Genomic DNA, 17089 nt, shown 5'->3' on the forward strand with positions numbered 1-17089 from the left:
CCTGCTTTTATTATGCATAACCTTTCGATTTTAGTTCAGGAAGTTCTCAATAATAACGCTCTCCGCCTCTTCCTCGGTAAGTCCAAGTGTCCTAAGCTTTAAGAGCTGCTCATCGTTGATCCTTCCGATCGCCGCCTCGTGAATGATCGCCGCGTTTAAGTCGCGCGCACGGATCTCCGGAATGGATCCGATCTCGGCGTGGTCCATAATGATGGAGTCACACTGGATATGGGCCTGGCATTTGTTGTTTCCGACCGCCTTCGGGTGGAAGGTCTGGACGGAATTGCCTTTTCCGACAGATCTGGAGATGATCTGGGCTGAGCTGTCCTCGCCGTTTAAGCGTACCTCGATGTTGGACTCCGCCGTCTGGTCTCCCTCGGTCATGAGGCGCTCTGTCACATACAATCTGGAGTTTTTATCCATCTCCACAAGCGTCTCGCGGACTGTGGAGTCAACGCCCTTGATCTGTGCCGTATCCAGCGTAAATACGGAATTTTCTCCGACATAGATATTCGTCACCGGATTCAGCACACGGCCGCCGGTTCCATTTCCCTCTCCATAATGTTTTTCCTGATAACAGACGTTCGCGTTCTTTCCAACATGAAAGGTGTGGATCCCGTCATGTCTGCTCTCATTGCATCCGCTGTTGTGGATCCCGCAGCCCGCAACGATGGTCACGTCCGCGCCGTCCGCGATATAGAAATCATTGTATACAAGGTCTGTCATGCCGGAAACGCTGACGACCACCGGGATGTAAACTTTCTCGCCCTTTGTATCGCCATCAATATAGATATCGATCCCCGGCTTGTCCGTCTTCTTCTTGATCTTAATATGTTCACTGTCACCGTGACAGATGGATGTTCCGTTCTGGCGCAGATTGAAAGCGCCCTTCTGGGAAAATCCGTTGTCATTGATGACTTTCAGTACTTCTTCTACTACATGATCCAGCTCTACCATTACGCTCTCACCCCCGCATTTCCTGCACATGCATGACATTTATCAAGACCTTCTAAACACGGCAGGACATCTTCCTTCCGTCCTTCCGCCTTGATCTTCCCGTCATCGATCACCATGATCCGGTCTGCCATGCTGATGATCTTCTCCTGATGGGAGATGACGATCAGACTCTGTTTTTTCTCTTTGTGGATCTCCTCGAATTTCCGGATCAGCATGGAAAAACTCCAGAGATCGATCCCGGCTTCCGGCTCATCAAAAATACATAAGGTATGTTCCTTCGCAAGAACCGTCGCGATCTCGATCCGCTTCATCTCGCCTCCGGAAAGCGTTCCGTCGATCTGACGGTTTAAATATTCCTCCGCGCAGAGTCCCACGTCGGACAGAAGCCTGCAGCACTCCTGATCTTCCAGCTCTCTTCCTGCTGCCAGCGCAAGAAGTCTCTGCACCGTCATTCCCTTAAATCTCGGCGGCTGCTGGAACGCATAGCCAATCCCGGCGTTGGCGCGGTGGTTGATATCAAAATCCGTGATATCTTCCCCGTTTAAAAAGATCTTTCCGCTCTCCGCCTTCTCAATTCCGATCAGGACTTTCGCCAGCGTGGACTTTCCGCCGCCGTTCGGTCCCGTGATCACCAGCATCTCCCCATCGTCCACCTGGAAAGAAATATGATCCAGAAGACATTTTTTCGCCCCGTTATCCTCCACATGAAGGACTAAGTTTTCTGCTTTTAACACGATTTCACCTCTCTGTATCTCTAAACGAGTCAAACCTCATTTTCACTGCCGGAACACAGCGTATCCCCATCTCACTTTTTGCGCATGCTGAACCCATCCGCGTATAAACTGTATTTATCCGGTAGGTATAATCGCATTATAACGCAAAACTGCCAATTTCGCCATCAAATTATAGGATTCTCCGGATGTTCCTTTTTTTATACATTCTATTTTCCCCTCAACACTGGTTTTTCCGCGATATGACAAGGCCATATTTCCCGTTCCATCATCTGCTCCGCCATTCTGCCTCCTGATTATACCTCTCGCCGGTTCTATTCCAATTTGAGCGTCTGCGGCAGATTAAATTGCCTTTTCCCATGTTCTATGGTAGACTATCTCTTACACGCACAAATGTATTTGTGACAAAAACACGAGGAGACCTTAATTATGAATCATAAACGAAGTTCGTTCTCCGGAAAGCTCGGTTTCGTCTTATCGGCGGCGGGCGCGTCCGTAGGACTTGGAAACATCTGGCGTTTCCCCTATCTCGCAGCAAAGTATGGCGGAGGAATCTTTCTGCTCGTCTATATCATTCTGGCACTGACCTTTGGCTACACGATGATCGTGGCGGAAACTGCTCTCGGCCGCATGACCAAAAAGAGTCCTGTGGGTGCCTATGAATCCTTCGGAAAGTCAAAATGGCTGTCCTTCGGCGGCTGGATCAATGCTGTGATCCCGATCCTGATCGTCCCGTACTATTCTGTGATCGGCGGCTGGGTCATCAAATATCTGGCTGAATACCTTCTTGGACATGGACAGGCCCTTGCCACAGACGAATATTTCTCCGCGTTTATTTCCAACGGTCGTTCTACGGAGATCTGCTTTATTCTCTTCACCCTGTTTACAGTTGTTATCATTTACGCAGGTGTACGCAACGGGATCGAGCGTGTATCGAAGTTTATGATGCCGATCCTCGTGGTCCTTTCCCTGCTCATCGCGGGCTATTCCGTATCGAGACCAGGGGCTATGAGTGGTGTGAAATATCTTCTGGTACCAAACCTTGAGAACTTCTCATGGATGACGGTGGTATCCGCTATGGGACAAATGTTCTACTCCCTGTCCATCGCTATGGGAATCCTTATCACCTTCGGTTCCTACATGAAAAAAGATACTTCGATCGAAGATTCCACCCAGAATGTTGAGATCTTCGATACCGCGATCGCGATCATGGCCGGTCTCATGATCATCCCGGCCGTCTTCGCCTTCTCCGGCGGTGACCCGGATACCCTGCAGGCCGGTCCTGCGCTGATGTTCATCACGATCCCGAAGGTGTTCGCAAGCATGGGACTCGGAGCCGCAGTCGGCATCCTGTTTTTTGTCCTGGTCCTGTTTGCGGCTGTCACAAGTTCCATCGCCCTGACCGAGAGTGCCGTCTCCACTTTTGAGGATGAGCTGCACTGGAGCCGGAAAAAGGCGACGGTATTTATGGCTGTCATTATGCTCCTGCTCGGAACACTCTCCTGTCTCGGCTATGGTCCACTGGCCGGTGTGACCGTGATCGGAATGCAGTTCCTTGACTTCTTCGATTTCCTGACAAACTCTGTCATGATGCCGATCGCGGCGATCGCGACCTGCCTTCTCGTATCGAGAGTCATCGGAGTTGCAAAGATCGAACAGGAGGTCACAGACGGCGGTCATCCATTCCGCAGAAAAGTGATCTTCCAGTTTATGATCCAGTATCTCTGCCCGATCTTTGCGGCTATCATACTGATCAGTTCTGTGGCGAACGCGTTTGGGTGGATCTCGATGTAACGTATCTTTATATTTGTGGTTATCGACCTTTGCCGTCCCTTCCGTCAGGATCAGGACGGCTTTTTTCAAGTGACATGATTCTATTTCTCCTTTGTTGATAATCCGCTGACTGGATTTTCGATCTCCGTAATATCAGCATCCAAATAACTTTGCAGTCTTCTCCATCCGCTCCGCGATCGGAACGCCAAACGGGCACCGTGCTTCGCACAAATGACATCCGATGCACTCCGATGCCTTATGTTCCAGAAGCTCATAGTGGGATTGCACTGTCGCCGGGATCTGCGGCTGCATGGTTGCCAGATCATAAAACTTGTTGATCATGGCAATATCCAGATTTGCGGCACACGGCTTGCAATGTCCGCAGTATGTACATTCGCCCCGGTAGGAATGGAACGGCGCATTCGCGATCACAGACGCATAGTCTTTCTCCGTCTCTGAGGCAGTCTCATATCCCACTGCCGCATCTACCTGCTCCTTTGTGTCATATCCACACATGATGGAGCAGACAGCCGGTCTCGTCAGCGCATAGTGAATACACTGGACCGGGGTAAGACAGACACCGAACGGAGATCTCTTCGCATCGAAAAGTCTTCCGCCCGCGAATCCCTTCATGACCGTGATCCCCACATCGTTCTCCTCACAGGCCTTATAGAGCATCGCCCGGTCCGGATCGATCCCCTTAAGTCCCGCGTCAAACTCCTCCGCAAACATCGTATCGATATCCTCACTCGCCGGCAGCATATCAAACGCCGGGTTGATACTGAAAAGGATCATCTCTATATATCCGGACTCAACCGCCTTCATAGCTACCTTCGGATTGTGGGAGCTCATGCCGATGTGCCGGATCACGCCTTTTTCTTTCAGCTCCATCACATAATCCAGATAATCAGAGTGCTGGATCTTCTCCCACTCTTCCTCTGAATCCACATAGTGGATCATTCCGAGATCGATATAGTCGGTCTGCAGTCTCTTTAAAAGGTCCTCAAAGGCCGGACGCACATATTTCATCTCCCGCGTGCGGAAATACTGGCCGTCCTTCCAGGTAGATCCGATGTGTCCCTGAATGAACCACTGATCCCGGTTCTCTTTAATTCCCTCGCCGATGATATTTCTCGATTTCGGATCCGCCATCCAGCAGTCCAGCATATTGATCCCTTTCTCTGACGCATACCGGATCAGCTCAATGCCCTCAGTTTCCGTATGCCGTTCCAGCCATTCCCCGCCAAATCCGATCTCACTCACCATGAGCCCTGTTTTTCCCAATCGTCTTGTCTTCATGTGTTCTCCTCCGATCATCTGTTGCCTCCGGCATTTCTCCCATCAGGATCCTACTGAAATGCCCCCGGTCCGTCGCTCTCCGACACGAATTTTGCGATCTTCACCGCTCCATTTCCATTCTTATCCACAGCATAGAACGTATACGTTCCTTTTTCCGTGATCTGGAACGCCGCCATATCCTTCTCATTCACCGTAAACGCCGTTCCTTCCACAGTCCCGTTCGCAAACTCCCCGGCTGTATGCTCGCCCTTTGCATAGAAGAGCTTATCAAGATCCCCGTCAATATCGAGGACGCGGACCGTCAGATACATTCCACCATTCCGGTTCGAGGTCTGCATCTCCAGATATGGAGCCGTTCCGTTCGCCGGTCTCGTTCCACCGTTCTGAAATCCCCTTCTTAATAAACTGCCGATATCATAGGAAAGGGCTGCGCCCACATTCAGCATACCGCCGGACACCGTCACGTCCTTGAGACTCTCCATCGGTGTCACCGTGGACATCAGGATCTCCTTCACATCCGCAACCCCGATCCCGTCAAAATACGAATAGATCATTGCCGCCGCCCCGGACACCATCGGTGCCGCCATGGACGTTCCGCTCATGTATCCATAGGTGTTTCCAGGGGTCGTACTTAAAATATAACTTCCCGGCGCCGCAAGATCCACAGTCGTTTTTCCATAGTTGGAGCTTGCGGACAGTGCCCCATCAAAGCTTAGATTCGCGACGGAAATAATATTGTCCAGATCATACGCCGCCGGATAAAACGGGATCATATCCGTATCAACGCCTTTTCCCGTCTTCGGATTTCCGTTTCCCGCTGCCACTACAAACAGCATACCGGAATTCTTCATCGCCTCATATAACGCCTTATCATCTGTCGTCGACGTCAGGCTCAGGTTGCAGATCACCGCTCCGTTATCCTCCGCATATTTGATCGCCTTGATGACAGCCGCCGTGCTTCCGCCGCCGTCATTTCCCCCAAGAGCCTTTAACGCCATCACCCGAACCCGAGTTCCCGGCACGATTCCCGAGATTCCGATCCCGTTTCCTGTCCCGGCACTGATCGTCCCGGCCCCGTGGGTTCCATGGCTGTCCTCATTCCCGGTGAAGATCTGATTGTTATTATTGTAGAAATTCCACCCATACCGATCATCCACGTAGCCGTTTCCGTCATCGTCGATGCCGTTTTCCGGAATCTCATCGGTATTGACCCATAAAGTGTCCTTCAGATCTTCATGCGTATCATCAATTCCCGTATCGATCATTGCGACGATGGTATCATGGCTTCCGTTCCCATATGTCTCCCATGCCTGTTTTAGGTTGATATCCACGCCGGAAACCGCCTGTCTCTTCTTTACCTCCACGAGAGTTCCAAGAAGCTCCGTGTTCTCCGACGGCTGCCCGAACGGATCCGAGTAGACCGGATACTTCGTAACCTCTTCCGACGTGAACGATCCATCGTTGAAGAATGCCCACTGCTCCGATGCGGACGGGTCATTCGTCTGAAGTTTTTCAGACGCATACACCATAGACGGCTGTCCCGCTGCCGCGAGTATCACCGCCGCCATAAATCCGGCCGCACGTCTGCAGACCGCTTTTCTCTTTCCATAATCATTCTGATCCATAAAAATTCTCTTTTCTCTCTCCATTTCCAGCCCTGCAAAGCGGACATTCGCAATTCGTTTCTGCTGTCTTCTGAGCTGGGTTCAAATCTGTATTTTATTTTACCAGATATTCTTGTCTTTTTCATGAATTATTTCTTTTAATTTGCTGATATAGAAAAATGGGCAGGATGACACTTTTTGTCACCCTGCCCACATTTATCCATATTTAGTTCTGCTGCTCCGGATTCTGCTCCGTCGGGGCCTCCAAAGCCTCAGCAGCCTGTACCGGCTGGCTCGCCGCGTCCTCCGCGAACTCGCCTCCCATACGGCTCTTCTCTTCTTTCTTTCCTTCCTCCGGCTCCGGGATTCCCTTCACCTGGCGGAAGATCTTCATGAACTCCTTGCCTGTGATCGTCTCTTTCTCGATCAGGAACGCGGCGATCTGATCCATCGCATCACGGTTTTCGGAGAGAAGACGCTTTGCCTCAGCATAGGCGTTCTTTAACATCTTCATGACTTCCGTATCGATCTCAGCCGCCGTAGCGTCACCGCAGTTTAAGACGGTGCGTCCTGTCAGATACTGGTTCTCCTGGGTCGCAAGCCCCATAAGACCGAACTTCTCAGACATACCATACTGGGTGACCATCGCTCTCGCGATCCTTGTCGCCTGCTCGATATCGTTCGCAGCACCTGTCGTCACCGTGTCAAACACGAGTTCCTCAGCCGCACGTCCGGCAAGGGAAACCACGAGCATTGCCTCAAGTTCTTTTTTCGTATTTAAATATTTTTCCTCTTCCGGAACCTGCATGACATATCCCAACGCTCCCATGGTACGCGGAACGATCGTGATCTTCTGGACCGGTTCAGCATCCTTCTGAAGCGCGGTGACAAGCGCGTGTCCAACCTCATGGTAGGAGACGATCCGGCGCTCCTCTTTGCTTAAGATCCGGTCTTTCTTCTCTTTTCCGACGAGAACAAGCTCCACAGCCTCAAAGAGGTCTTTCTGGGAGACAGCCTGGCGTCCGTTCTTGACTGCGTTGATAGCCGCCTCGTTCATCATGTTCGCGAGATCCGCGCCCACAGCACCGGAAGTCGCAAGGGCGATCTCCTCGAAGTCGACAGTCTCATCCAGGCGCACATCCTTGGAATGTACCTTTAAGATATTGACGCGGCCCTTCAGGTCCGGCTTGTCAACAATCACACGTCTGTCAAAACGTCCCGGTCTCAAAAGTGCCGGATCCAGGATCTCCGGACGGTTCGTCGCGCCCAGGACGAGAAGTCCCTTAGAGGAATCAAATCCATCCATCTCGGAAAGCAGCTGGTTTAAGGTCTGCTCTCTCTCATCATTTCCGCCCATCCGGCTGTCACGGCTGCGTCCGATGGCATCGATCTCATCAATAAAGATGATACACGGTGCGGACTGCTGTGCCTGCTTGAAGAGGTCACGGACACGGGACGCACCCACGCCGACAAACATCTCCACGAAATCAGAACCGGAAAGGGAATAGAACGGAACATGGGCCTCACCGGCTACCGCCTTCGCAAGCAGAGTCTTACCTGTTCCCGGAGGTCCCACAAGGAGCGCTCCTTTCGGCAGTTTTGCACCGATCTTTGAATATTTCTGCGGGTTATGCAGGAAATCAACGATCTCCACAAGGGATTCCTTCGCCTCGTCCTCGCCCGCTACGTCAGCAAACGTAACTCCCGTCTCCTTCTGGACGTAGACCTTGGCGTTGCTCTTTCCAACGCCCATCATTCCTCCGCCGCCCATCCGGCTGTACATCATATAGAGAAGTCCGATCATGAGCGCCGACGGGAGTACCCATCCCATCAGAAAGTTTAAAATACTCGCGCTCGTACTCGTATCTTCCGCCACCACATGGACCCCGTTGGCATCTAAAAGACGCTCTGCAAGATCAACATCCGGGATTCTTACCGTATAATACTGGATGAAGCGGGAAAGCTTCGTGGAAGAAGTCTTTGGCGTTAAGTAGATCCTGTTGCTGGAGATCTTCGCCGTATCGATCTCTCCCTCTTTTAAGTATTCCACAAATTCCTCATACCCGAGTTCCTGGGTCTGGTTTTTGCGGACCATGTTGTTCATAACGGTCACAGCGATCAGCGTGATCACTAGGATCAGGGCGAGCACCCCGATATTCTGTCCGCTTGGCCGCTTTCCGCCATTTCTGTTCTGATTGTTATTGTCCATTGATTTTCTCCACTTCTTTTGCGCATATATCACATTTGGGTATATTGACCCATGATTTTGTGATACCTAATCATTATAAGTTGAGTTTCCCCATAAGGCAATAAAAAAAGTATGAAATTTCTATGTTTACAAAAAATATCAGAAACGCTACAATACAACATGGATAGCAATTTTATCATTTAAAATATATCTGAAAGGATATTTATCATGAATACCGTCACACACCCGATTCCGCCTGTTTTTGACAGCGCCTCCAGGATTCTGATCCTCGGTTCCTTCCCGTCCGTCAAATCCAGGGAAGGACATTTTTTCTATCACCACCCGCAGAACCGTTTCTGGAAGACCCTGGCCGGAATTCTCGCGGTTCCGGTTCCAGGCAGTATTGATGAGAAAAAGGAATTTCTCCTCTCCCATCATATTGCCCTCTGGGATGTGATCGCATCCTGCTCCATCGAAGGTTCCAGCGACAGCTCCATCCACGATGTCGTGCCCAACGATCTCTCCCGGATCCTGTCTGCCTCCAGTATTCAGGCAATCTTCTGCAATGGGAAGACCTCCTGGAACTATTATAAAAAATATCAGGAGGCCGTGACCGGAATCCCGGCAGTCTCCCTTCCCTCCACGAGCCCGGCGAACGCGGCGTGGACGCTGGAGAAATTAGAAGGAGCCTGGGGTGTGATTTCAGATTATCTCGAATAAAAAATTATGAATTACTTTCCTGTTTTATTTTCCTTTTTCGATGGAAACTATCATTCAGGAGGTGATTCCATGAAAAACTCATCAAAGAAACTGCTTACCAGCGCCGACTGGGACATCGACATCCAGGCCTGCTCCGCCACCGACTGCACCGGCCTGATCCCGGCGCTCCCGGAGACCGACGCAGAATTAGAACATTATCAGGAGCTCTACCACTACCTGCCGGATTCCCCGGACCAGACAGCTGATGATTCCGACCATTATAAATCCTAAACCAACACGAAAGAAGCATTTAAAGTTATGTTAACCGAATCCATCTACAAATCATGCACTCTCTGTCCCAGGGAATGCCACGCCGACCGTACAATCTCCACCGGCTTCTGCGGCGCCGGGCACGAGCTCCGCGCCGCCAGGGCCGCCCTGCATATGTGGGAAGAACCCTGCATCAGCGGCACCACCGGAAGCGGAACCGTCTTCTTCTCCGGCTGTACGTTACGCTGCGTCTTCTGCCAGAACTTCCAGCTGAGTCACGAAAACTACGGAAAAACCATCTCCGTCTCCCGCCTCGCCGATATCTTCCTGGAACTCCAGGAAAAAGGCGCCGCAAACATCAACCTCGTGACCGGGACCCAGTTCGCCCCCTCCATCATCCGGGCTTTGGATCTCGCAAAGCCGAAGCTTCAGATTCCAGTTGTCTTCAACTGTGGGGGATATGAAAAGACCGAGACGATCCGGGAGCTCGCCGATTATGTCGATATCTGGCTTCCGGATCTCAAATACATGGACAGCAGTCTCGCAAAAAAATACTCCTCCGCACCGGACTATTTTGAAAAAGCTTCCACTGCCATAAAAGAAATGATCCGCCTCACCGGCGGACTTTCCTGGAATAAAAAGAACCCGGCTATGTTAGACCGCGGTGTCATCATCCGCCATATGGTCCTTCCGGGCGCAAAAGAAGACTCGATCCATCTTCTTCACTGGATCAGGGAAAATCTCCCGGATCACCAGTATCTTATCAGCATCATGAGCCAGTATACGCCGTTCTACAGGAGCACCGAATATCCGGAGATCAACCGGCGGATCACCTCCTATGAGTACAACAAAGTCGTTGACACCGCGATTGACCTCGGTCTCACGGAAGGGTTTGTGCAGGAAAGAAGCAGCGCGAAAGAAGAATATACGCCACCGTTTGACTGTGAAGGGCTTTAATACAGATTAATAAGCCTGCCCGGTTACAGACCTGCACCTGGTTCATACAGACAGTTTGCTACTCTCCCCCCAAAAGCAAGGGGCAGTAATTCTTTTCTGCGCATAAAAAGTGGGTACCGAATCAATTTTCTTGTTTCGATACCCACCTTAATGTTCTGCGTTATCCAATGGATCTTACCTCGTTTTCATTAGATTTTTTTCTATATGAAGTTTTCCTTTTTCACTCCACCGGCTTTTTCCGAAATCTTATCTTTCTTTTCGTTCTCATATCGATTATTGTATTTCTCTTTTTGATACTTTCTCGTCATATCTTGAAGGATTTCAAATAATCTTTTTTCGATTAATTACCCGGTTTTGTGTTTTTCCTTTGTTCCGGATTTTTCAAATTTGAAAAACGGAACGAGACTTATGTGTTCGGTGGACTGTACCTCCTTTACTTAGATTTTTTTAAGTACGAACCTTTTCGTCTTCTTTGCTTTGTTCTCTCTTTCTTTTTGTTGTCTTCATTATATTCGATAACTTCTTATTTGTCAATATGTTTTTAGAAAAAATATTTTTTATTTTATTGTTATTAGTTTATTGTTTTATTGTGTATAATTATTCAAATAATTATATTATTTCGCAAAAGAAATTCCCTCTCTTTTTTCATCCTTCTCCCATCCGCAATGACCTTTCTATATGGCTTCTACAGCTTTCTTCTTTCTCCGCACCCGCGAAACAGGACAGCAAAGGTGATGGAGATCCCAGCTATCATGAGAAACAGATCCGAATACACCCCAAAGGCCGCCGACACCTTCTCCCAGGAATCCCCAGCGATCCTCCCGGCATAGACGAGGACCGTGTTCCACAGAAGACTTCCCGCCGCCGTAAAGACAAGAAACGGCACAAACGGCATCCTGGCAATCCCTGCAGGGATGGAGATCAGGCTGCGGACGATGGGGATCAGCCTGCACAGGAACACCGCCGATCTCCCGCGTTCCCTGAACCATCCTTTCGCAAGATCCACATCTTCCAAGTGGAAGTGAAGCAGATGTCCGATCTGTCCGCAGAGCAGTTTCCGGAACACCTCATCCGGCAGAAACCGTCCCACGCTGTATAGAATGACAGCCCCCGCTAGCGATCCGGCAGTGGAAAACAGGATCACACCGACGGGCGTCATGTCCGTGCAGACCGTCATGACGCCCCCAAAGGTCAGGATCACCTCCGACGGGATCGGAGGAAAGAGATTTTCAACTAAAATAAGGAGGAACACAGCAAGATTGCCGTATTCCCCCATCAATTCCAGTACCAGCTCCCGCATACAGACACCCCCGCTTTACCATGGGTATAATATATGCAGCATCCAGTCTGTTTTATTCACTTTTCCCGAATCCATTCATCTGCAGATTCAGCTTTTATATTAACCGTTATACTTCTTACTCTGCTCCGCAATCAGCGCCGCATCGTCAAAGTAGTTGATCTTCATAGCCGCACGCATCTCCTTTAATGTCTGTGCAGCCACGCGCTCTGCCTTCTCGCTTCCGCTCTTTAAGATCTCGTATACAGCCGGGATGTCCTGCTCCCATCTCTTTCTTCTCTCGCGGATCGGACGGAGCTCCTCCTCAAGCACACGATTCAGGAACTTCTTGACCTTTACATCGCCAAGTCCACCGCGTTTGTAGTGCTCTTTCACCTCGTCGAGGTTCTTGTAATCCGGCCAGAACTCTGCGAAGTATTCGTCCTTGCAGAATGCGTCCAGATATGTGAAGACGGTATTTCCCTCAACCTGTCCCGGATCGCTTACCTTTAAGTGGTTCGGATCTGTGTACATGGACATGACTTTCTTCTTTACGTCCTCCTCTGTATCGGAAAGGTAGATGCAGTTTCCTAAGGATTTGCTCATCTTTGCCTTTCCGTCGGTGCCCGGAAGACGGCGGCATGCGTCGTTTGTCGGAAGAAGAATATCCGGCATAACAAGAGTATCTGTATTGTATACCGTATTGAATTTGTGAACGATCTCTCTCGTCTGCTCCACCATCGGCATCTGGTCCTCACCAGCCGGAACCACGTCTGCCTTGAAGGCTGTGATATCGGCAGCCTGACTGATCGGATAGGTAAAGAAGCCAACCGGGATGCTGGCCTCAAAGTTTCTCATCTGGATCTCACTCTTTACGGTTGGGTTTCTCTGTAATCTGGAAACCGTAACGATGTCCATATAGTAAGCGGTCATCTCGTAGAGCTCCGGCACCATGGACTGGATAAAGATCGTGGATTTTTCCGGATCAAGACCTGCAGACAGGTAATCGAGCGCAACCTCCAGAATATTCTGGCGGACCTTCTCCGGGTTATCCGCGTTGTCTGTGAGCGCCTGGGAGTCAGCAATCATGATATAGATATCGCTATACTCTCCGGAATTCTGAAGCTCTACTCTTCTTCTAAGAGATCCTACATAATGTCCTACATGAAGACGACCTGTCGGACGGTCTCCTGTTAAAATAATCTTTCCCACAACAATATTCCTTTCTCTCCTGTGATGTCAGGTTTCTGTGATACCGGCGGCTCCACGACTGCAGTCCCATTTCGATCTCCAGAAATCCTGTCGGCTGACCCCAAGTTTCAGGCTACAGCCGGTGGATGAAAATTCCGCTTCGCAGTTTCGGTTCAAACCAGGTCGATTTCGGCGGCATCAGAAGCCCCGCGTCCGCAACAGACAGCAGTTCTTCCATCGATGTCGGATACATGGAAAAGGCGATCTTCATGTCCGCCTCACAGCGGCGCTCCAGTTCTTTCACGCCGCGGATCCCGCCCACAAAGTCGATGCGCTTATCCGTTCTCGGGTCTCCGATTCCAAGCACCGGAGCCAGGAATTTCTCCTGGAGCACGGACACGTCAAGTCCCTTCACCGGATCATCCGGTCGGACTCCCGCCTTTAATTTCAGATCATACCATGTTCCTCCGAGGTACATGCCGACCTCACCGCGTTCCTTCGGCTCCACAGCTTCCTTTAAAGGTCCGGAGACCTCAAAAAGCTTCGAAGCTTCCTTTAAGAGCTCCTCCTCCGAGTGTCCGTTCAGATCCCACACTACACGGTTATACGGCAGGATCGTCAGTTCATCCTCTGAGAACAGTACGGAGAGGAAGTAGTTGAACGGGGCGTCCTTCGGCGCGTCCGGGTGTTCCGCCCTGCGCTTTAAGGCAACCTTCACGGCAGAAGCCGCGCGGTGATGACCGTCTGCGATATATGTCGCCGGGAGCTTTTCAAATTCCTCCCGGATCTCTTTTATCATATCACCGGATCCGATTTTCCATACCCGGTGTCTGATTCCATCCTCTGAGATAAAATTATAAAGCGGATTCTCCTCTTTTGCAAGTGCAACCAGTTCTTTTAAGCGTTTTACCGGGCGATATGCGAGAAAAATCGGTCCGGACTGGGCGTCCATCACATCGATATGGCGGATCCGGTCCAGTTCCTTCTCCTCTCTCGTGTTCTCGTGCTTCTTGATCACGCCGTTTACATAGTCATCTACGCTTGAGCATGCCACGATTCCTGTCTGGGGATGATCGTTCATCGTGAGTTCATAGAGATAGTAGGTCTCATTCGGATCTTCCACATAGTTTCCGTCCTTCACCCATTGTTCGAAAAGATCCTTTGCGTGGGCATAGACCTCCGGCGCGTACATGTCCGCCGTGTCCGGGAATCCCGTCTCCGGGCGGTCGATGGCGAGGAAGGAAAGCGGATGGGACTTCACCTCTCGCTTTGCCTCCTCCCTGTTGTATACATCATACGGAAGTGCCGCGATCTCTGCCGCATGTTCTGCTGCCGGGCGCACGCATGAAAACGGTCTCACTACTGCCATGCCTGTTACCTCCCCATATTATTTTATCCTGCCTCTATATTACACTCAATTCTCTATAAACGCAATTCATCCATGACGATTTTTCGTACATGGATGAATTACAATTACATTTCACAGCTGCCATCTTCTTATGCAGCCGTATTATTCTCTTTTCGACTATATTTTTTAGCCCTTGATCACGCGGACCTTATACATTCCATTGATCTTTTCAAGATGGGAAACTGCCTCCGCTTTCGCCGGATCTTCCAGATCAAGAAGTGTGTACGCGTACTTGTCACGGCTCTTGTTTGTCATGTTGGCGATGTTGATTCCCTCAGCAGCCAGGATCGACGTGATCTGTCCGATCATGTTCGGAACGTTCGCATGGAGCAGACCGATCCTTCCTGCAACCTGGCAGATTCCCATGTCGCACGCCGGATAGTTTACAGAGTTCTTGATATTACCATTTTCTAAGTAATCCTTTAACTCATCCGCGGCCATCACCGCGCAGTTGTCCTCGGATTCCTCCGTGGATGCGCCAAGATGCGGTGTAGCGATCACGCCTTCCATTGCGGAAGTCTTTGCGTTCGGGAAGTCGGTGATGTATTTTTTTACCTTTCCGCTCTTTAACGCCTCTGCCATATCATCATCATTTACAAGCAGGTCTCTCGCGTAGTTTAAGATCACAACACCGTCCTTCATCTGGTCAAAAGCATCCTTGTTGATCATTTCCTTCGTGGAATCAAGAAGCGGCACATGGACTGTAATGTAATCACAGTCTTTGTAGATCGTGTTCACGTCCATGATATGTTTTACGGAGCGAGACAGCATCCATGCGGCGTTGACGGAGATAAACGGGTCATACCCGTAAACTTCCATTCCGAGAGCCGCGGCAGCGTTTGCGACCTCACAGCCGATCGCACCGAGACCGATGACGCCGAGCTTCTTGCCCTTGATCTCGTTTCCTGCAAAGGCCTTTTTGCTCTTCTCCATCTTCTTCGCAATGTCCTCTTCCCCGGCATGTTCCCTGCACCACCCGATACCACCGACAACGTCCCTGGATGTCAGGAACAGGCCTGCGAGAACAAGCTCCTTTACACCGTTCTTATTTGCGCCCGGTGTATTGAATACGACGATGCCTTTCTTCGCACATTCGTCGAGCGGGATATTGTTGACTCCGGCTCCGGCTCTGGCAATGGCCTGGAGTCCGGACGGGAATTCTGTCTCGTGGAGAGACGCGCTACGGACCAGGATTCCTTCCGCGTCCTTAATATCATCTACAAGTTTATAGTCTCCCGTGAGGCGGTCTGTGCCATAGTGGGAGATCTGATTTAAACAACAAATATTTCTCATGATTTTTCCTCTGATATTTTCATCCGGCAGTCTTACGCGTCCGCGTGCTCCGCCTCAAATTTCTTCATAAATTCTACAAGCTTCACAACGCCCTCCTCCGGCATTGCGTTGTAGATGCTGGCTCTCATGCCGCCGACGGTACGGTGTCCTTTTAAGTTCACGAATCCGGCTGCCTCTGCCTCTTTTACGAACAGGGCATCCAGATCCTTATCGCCTGTAACGAACGGCACATTCATGATGGAACGGTCCTCTTTGCGGACAGTTCCGTGGAAGAGCCTGCTCTGATCCAGATAATCGTAAAGGATCTTTGCCTTTCGCTCGTTTCTCTCCTTCATAGCTTCCAGTCCGCCCTGCTTCTTCAGCCATTTGAAGACCTTGCCGCAGATATAGATTCCGTAACACGGCGGAGTGTTGTAGAGGGATCCGGCCTTCGCCTGGACATCGTAGCGCATGATCGTCGGTGTCTCCGGAAGAACATCCTCGCGGATCAGGTCTTCACGGATGATCACGATCACAACACCTGCCGGTCCGATATTTTTCTGGACACCGCCATAGATCACACCGTATTTTGATACATCCATCGGTTCAGAGAGGAAACAGGAGGACACATCAGAGACGAGTGTTTTTCCCTTTGTGTTCGGGAGTGTGTGGAATTTTGTTCCGTAGATCGTATTATTTTCGCAGATATAAACATAGTCAGCATTCTCATCGACCGGAAGATCGGAGCAATCCGGAATATAGCTGAATGTCTTATCCTCACTGGATGCAATGGCGTTTGCGGTTCCGTAAAGCTTTGCTTCCTTCCATGCCTTCTTTGCCCACTGTCCGGTGATAATATAATCGCCGACACGGTTCTTGAACAGGTTCAACGGTACTGCAGCGAACTGCTGGTGAGCGCCGCCCTGTAAAAACAGGACTTTGTAGTTATCCGGAATCTTTAAGAGGTCTCGGATGTCCTGCTCTGCTGTCTGGATGATCTCCTCAAAAGCTTTTGAGCGGTGGCTCATCTCCATGACGGACATTCCGGTTCCATTGTAATCAAGCATCTCGGCTGCTGCTTCTTTTAAGACTTCTTCCGGCAGCACGGCCGGACCTGCGGAAAAGTTGTAGACTCTGCTCATAGTTTTGTTCCCCTCTCTCTGATTGCTCTATGATCGGTCCTTTCAGGAATGACCACACATCCATCCTTTGTCTCGCGATCCGGCGCCACACTTTACTCTGTCTCTTCTCTACCATTGCAACGCGACGCCTTAGGATGATTTGACATATATCCTAACACAAGTGCCCGGGCAAATCAATGATAAATTTTTGCTTTGCCCCGAATTATGCAAACTTTTTTCCATTTTTGGTAATTTTTTTTAAAATATATGACTGCCGTCGGCAATTTCTTCCGGATTTCTATAAAAAGAATGTGCCTTGGCACATTCTCGCGCCTCGCGCGGT

The 17089-nt window shown here is 50.2% G+C and carries 14 protein-coding genes; 4 read left to right on the forward strand and 10 right to left on the reverse strand.

All coding sequences use genetic code 11. The annotated features are described in order from the left end of the window. Positions 1 to 30: 30 nt before the first annotated feature. Together DW826_RS04200 and DW826_RS04205 are read right to left on the reverse strand one after the other, a co-directional pair. Positions 31 to 957, reverse strand: coding sequence for a SufD family Fe-S cluster assembly protein (locus DW826_RS04200; RefSeq protein WP_117552118.1), 927 nt, complete (start codon positions 955 to 957; stop codon positions 31 to 33). After that, the gene (locus DW826_RS04205; RefSeq protein ID WP_117552119.1) at positions 957 to 1691 is read right to left on the reverse strand and encodes an ATP-binding cassette domain-containing protein; all 735 of its coding nucleotides are present in this window, start codon (positions 1689 to 1691) and stop codon (positions 957 to 959) included. Before DW826_RS04205 ends, DW826_RS04200 begins: the two co-directional genes overlap by 1 nt. Before the next feature lie 426 nt (positions 1692 to 2117). Between DW826_RS04205 and DW826_RS04210 the strand changes: the two genes are divergently transcribed. Further along, the gene (locus tag DW826_RS04210; protein WP_117552120.1) at positions 2118 to 3482 is read left to right on the forward strand and encodes a sodium-dependent transporter; all 1365 of its coding nucleotides are present in this window, start codon (positions 2118 to 2120) and stop codon (positions 3480 to 3482) included. A 132-nt stretch (positions 3483 to 3614) separates the two neighbouring features. On the opposite strand, the gene DW826_RS04220 is transcribed toward DW826_RS04210, so the two are convergent. The 3 genes from DW826_RS04220 to ftsH form a co-directional block, all read right to left on the reverse strand. Beyond that, the gene (locus DW826_RS04220) at positions 3615 to 4760 is read right to left on the reverse strand and encodes an aldo/keto reductase (protein WP_117552149.1); all 1146 of its coding nucleotides are present in this window, start codon (positions 4758 to 4760) and stop codon (positions 3615 to 3617) included. A gap of 50 nt (positions 4761 to 4810) precedes the next feature. Beyond that, positions 4811 to 6385: a S8 family peptidase gene (locus DW826_RS04225; RefSeq protein ID WP_242994039.1), complete on the reverse strand. Its 1575-nt coding sequence runs from the start codon at positions 6383 to 6385 to the stop codon at positions 4811 to 4813. A gap of 205 nt (positions 6386 to 6590) precedes the next feature. Continuing rightward, entirely contained in the window at positions 6591 to 8573 is a 1983-nt protein-coding gene (ftsH, locus tag DW826_RS04230) for an ATP-dependent zinc metalloprotease FtsH (protein WP_117484374.1), read from the reverse strand. 207 nt (positions 8574 to 8780) lie between these two features. On the opposite strand from ftsH, the gene DW826_RS04235 reads away from it, so the two are divergent. The 3 genes from DW826_RS04235 to DW826_RS04245 all read left to right on the forward strand — a co-directional run bounded on the left by DW826_RS04235 (position 8781) and on the right by DW826_RS04245 (position 10478). Then, positions 8781 to 9272 carry a DNA-deoxyinosine glycosylase gene (locus DW826_RS04235; protein WP_117552122.1) on the forward strand — a complete coding sequence of 164 codons (492 nt, stop codon included), beginning with the start codon at positions 8781 to 8783 and terminating at the stop codon, positions 9270 to 9272. A 69-nt stretch (positions 9273 to 9341) separates the two neighbouring features. Further along, a complete protein-coding gene (locus DW826_RS04240; RefSeq protein ID WP_117513673.1) occupies positions 9342 to 9542 on the forward strand; it encodes a hypothetical protein in 201 nt (66 codons plus the stop codon). A gap of 27 nt (positions 9543 to 9569) precedes the next feature. Further along, positions 9570 to 10478, forward strand: coding sequence for a radical SAM protein (locus DW826_RS04245; RefSeq protein ID WP_117552123.1), 909 nt, complete (start codon positions 9570 to 9572; stop codon positions 10476 to 10478). Positions 10479 to 11163: 685 nt separating this feature from the next. Here the strand turns inward: DW826_RS04245 and DW826_RS04250 are convergent. From DW826_RS04250 to serC, 5 genes are all read right to left on the reverse strand, one after another. Then, positions 11164 to 11778 carry a DedA family protein gene (locus DW826_RS04250; protein ID WP_117552124.1) on the reverse strand — a complete coding sequence of 205 codons (615 nt, stop codon included), beginning with the start codon at positions 11776 to 11778 and terminating at the stop codon, positions 11164 to 11166. A gap of 99 nt (positions 11779 to 11877) precedes the next feature. Then, the gene (trpS, locus tag DW826_RS04255) at positions 11878 to 12966 is read right to left on the reverse strand and encodes a tryptophan--tRNA ligase (RefSeq protein ID WP_117552125.1); all 1089 of its coding nucleotides are present in this window, start codon (positions 12964 to 12966) and stop codon (positions 11878 to 11880) included. A 112-nt stretch (positions 12967 to 13078) separates the two neighbouring features. After that, the gene (locus DW826_RS04260) at positions 13079 to 14314 is read right to left on the reverse strand and encodes a DUF1015 family protein (protein ID WP_015553655.1); all 1236 of its coding nucleotides are present in this window, start codon (positions 14312 to 14314) and stop codon (positions 13079 to 13081) included. Between the two features lie 165 nt (positions 14315 to 14479). After that, positions 14480 to 15646: a phosphoglycerate dehydrogenase gene (locus DW826_RS04265; RefSeq protein WP_117552126.1), complete on the reverse strand. Its 1167-nt coding sequence runs from the start codon at positions 15644 to 15646 to the stop codon at positions 14480 to 14482. Between the two features lie 32 nt (positions 15647 to 15678). After that, entirely contained in the window at positions 15679 to 16767 is a 1089-nt protein-coding gene (serC, locus tag DW826_RS04270; protein WP_117552127.1) for a 3-phosphoserine/phosphohydroxythreonine transaminase, read from the reverse strand. Positions 16768 to 17089: the final 322 nt, after the last annotated feature.

It is taken from the genome of Clostridium sp. AM34-11AC, from assembly GCF_003435375.1.
Lineage (GTDB): Bacteria > Bacillota > Clostridia > Lachnospirales > Lachnospiraceae > Pilosibacter > Pilosibacter fragilis.